Raw genomic sequence first — 3120 nt, 5'->3', positions numbered from 1 at the left:
GGCGGTGGGGGTACGACGACGGTGACGGCGTGGACGTCGGCGAATGTGCGGTCGTGTGCGTCGACGAACTGCGGTGTGGTCAGTTCGGTGGCGGCCGGGGAGAGTTACCCGGCGAACTGCTGGGTCACGGGCCAGCTGGTCACCGCGGAGGGCTACACGAACGACAAGTGGGTGCAGTTGCCGCTGCGCGCGGGCGGGGTGGGCTACGTCAGCGCGATCTTCCTCAGGGGCAACGAGACGGGGAACGTCAGCCGCCAGTGCTGAACCGGCGGCGCTGAAGCAGCCGGTGTTCCAGCACCCGCGGTGAGGCACCGGTGCTCAGCACGGCGGCAGCGGCCCGTTCGCGCCGCACGCGGCGGCACCGCCCCGCTCGCGCCGCACGCGGCGGCGAACGGTGGCGCCGGGAACGGCGGGACGGAACCGACGGGCGCTTACGGGCCCCGGCCGACGAACCACGGCCGGGGCCCGGACGCGCTCGGCGGTTTTTTGCCGCAGAAATTCATGCAAGCACGCTTGATTGTTTATGGGTCCGCTGCCACGCTGAGCCCGCAGCACCGCTCGTCGCTTACCACCTCGCCGTACACACCGCCGTACAGGGAGAGCCGCACCATGCCGGACGCCGCCACCGAAGCCGTACTCCGCGACCTGCGGGACGAGGGAGAGGAGCTGGACCGGCTGGTGGCCGGGCTGCCGGAGGAGGACTGGGGGCGGGCCACGCCCGCGCCCCGCTGGAGCATCGCCCACCAGGTGGCGCACCTCGCCTGGACCGACGAGCAGGCGCTGCTGTCCGCGACCGATCCCGAGGCCTTCGGACGGCATGTGGAGGAGGCCCTGTCCGCGCCCGACACCTTCGTCGACGCGGGCGCCGACGCGGGCGCCGAGCTCCCCCCGGCCGAGCTGCTGGCGCGCTGGCGGGCCGGGCGGACGGCGCTGGCCGAGGCGCTGGCACGGCATCCGCAGGGCGTACGCATGCCGTGGTACGGGACGGCGATGAGTGTCGCCTCCATGGCCACCGGGCGGCTGATGGAGACCTGGGCGCACGGGCAGGACGTCGCCGACGCGCTCGGTGCGGTGCGCGAGCCGACCGCCCGGCTGCGGCACGTGGCCCGGATCGGCGTCAGGGCCAGGGACTACGCGTACTGGGCCCGGGGACTCCAGCCCCCGAAGGAGGAGTTCCGGATCGAGCTCACCGCCCCCGGCGGGGAGGCCTGGAGCTACGGTCCCGAGGATGCCGCACAGCGCGTGACCGGCACCGCGCTGGACTTCTGCCTGCTGGTGACGCAGCGGGCGCACCGTGACGACGTCGACGTGCGGGCCGAGGGCGCGGACGCCGACCACTGGCTCGGCATCGCCCAGTCCTTCGCCGGGCCGCCCGGACCGGGACGCGCCCCGAAGGGGGCGGCGTGACCGCCGCCGGACGGGCCCCGCTGCGGATCGGGAACGCCTCCGGGTTCTACGGGGACCGTTTCGACGCGATGCGCGAGATGCTGACGGACGGGCCGCTGGACGTCCTCACCGGGGACTACCTCGCCGAGCTGACGATGCTCATCCTGGCGCGGGACCGGATCAAGGACGCGCGGCTCGGCTACGCCAGGACCTTCCTGCGGCAGCTGGAGGAATGCCTGGGGCTGGCCCGCGAACGCGGGGTGCGGATCGTCGCCAACGCGGGCGGGCTCAACCCGGCGGGGCTCGCCGGCGCCGTACGGGAGCTGGCCGGCCGGGTCGGCGTCCCCGTGAAGGTCGCGCACGTCGAGGGCGACGACCTGCTCGGGGCGCCCGGCGGGGACTGGGGCGAGGGGGTGCTCTCCGCCAACGCCTACCTCGGCGGATTCGGCATCGCCGAGTGCCTGCGGGCCGGGGCCGACGTCGTGGTGACGGGCCGGGTCACGGACGCCGCCCTGGTCACCGGACCCGCGGCCGCGCACTTCGGCTGGACCCCGGAGGACCTGGACGCCCTCGCGGGCGCCGTCGTCGCCGGACACGTCCTGGAGTGCGGCACCCAGGCGACCGGCGGCAACTACTCCTTCTTCACCGAGCACGACGTGCGGCGCCCCGGATTCCCGCTCGCCGAAGTGCACGAGGACGGGTCCTGCGTCATCACCAAGCACCCTGGCACGGGCGGTGTGGTGAACACCGGGACGGTCACGGCGCAGCTGCTGTACGAGACGGGCGGGGCCAGGTACGCGGGGCCGGACGTCACGGCCCGCCTCGACACCGTACGACTCGAGGCGGACGGGCCCGACCGGGTGCGGATCAGCGGGGTACGGGGCGAGGCCCCGCCGCCCACCCTGAAGGTGGGGCTGAACCGGCTCGGGGGCTGGCGCAACGAGGTCGTCTTCGTCCTGACCGGTCTCGACATCGACGCCAAGGCGGGCCTGGTGCGCGAGCAGATGGAGGACGCGCTGGCCAGGGCCGGGTCCCGGCCCGCCGAGGTCCGCTGGGAGCTGGCCCGCACCGACCGGGCCGACGCGGCGACGGAGGAGCAGGCGAGCGCGCTGCTGCGGCTGGTCGTACGGGACGGCGACCCGGAGAGGGTGGGCCGGGCCGTCAGCGGCGCCGCCGTGGAACTGGGACTGGGCGGCTACCCCGGGTTCCATCTCACCGCCCCTCCCGGCAAGGGTTCCCCCTACGGGGTGTTCGCCGCTCGGCACGTCGGACAGGCGGAGGTGGATCACGTCGCCGTGCTGCCCGACGGGCGGCGGGTGAAGGTGCCCGCGCCGGCGCACACCGCCGTACTCGAACCCGTACCGGAGCCGCTGCCGCCCGAGCCGCTGCCCGCCGGTGCGGTGCGGCGGGCACCGCTCGGGGAGGTCGCGGGGGCGCGCAGCGGCGACAAGGGCGGCGACGCCAATGTGGGCGTGTGGGCGCGGAGCGAGGACGCCTGGCGCTGGCTCGCGCACACGCTGACCACGGAGCGGTTCCGCACGCTGATCCCGGAGAGCCGGGACCTGGGCGTACGGCGGTACGTCCTGCCGAACCTGCGCGCGCTGAACTTCGTCGTCGAGGGGCTGCTGGGCGAGGGCGTGGCGTCCCAGGCCCGCTTCGACCCGCAGGCCAAGGCCCTCGGCGAATGGCTCCGTGCGCGCCACGTCTCCGTCCCGGCGGACCTGCTCCCCCCGC

Annotated in this window: 3 protein-coding genes; all 3 read left to right on the top strand. The window is 74.9% G+C overall.

What is annotated here, in order from left to right; translation table 11 throughout:
* Positions 1 to 264: SH3 domain-containing protein (locus GUY61_RS36645; RefSeq protein WP_208106900.1), on the top strand; the 264-nt coding region annotated here is incomplete at its 5' end.
* Positions 265 to 609: 345 nt separating this feature from the next.
* A complete protein-coding gene (locus GUY61_RS36640; protein ID WP_166634620.1) occupies positions 610 to 1407 on the top strand; it encodes a TIGR03084 family metal-binding protein in 798 nt (265 codons plus the stop codon).
* A 68-nt stretch (positions 1408 to 1475) separates the two neighbouring features.
* Positions 1476 to 3120: acyclic terpene utilization AtuA family protein (locus GUY61_RS36635; protein ID WP_243767005.1), on the top strand; the 1645-nt coding region annotated here is incomplete at its 3' end.

The sequence above is a fragment of the Streptomyces sp. GC420 genome (assembly GCF_009916105.1).
GTDB lineage: Bacteria > Actinomycetota > Actinomycetes > Streptomycetales > Streptomycetaceae > Streptomyces.
This window is presented reverse-complemented; position numbering and strand designations above follow the sequence as displayed.

Bases quoted from the DNA above. Each gene is read 5' to 3' on its own strand.
- GUY61_RS36640 (WP_166634620.1), top strand. From the start codon at position 610: ATGCCGGACGCCGCCACCGAAGCCGTACTCCGCGACCTGCGGGACGAG.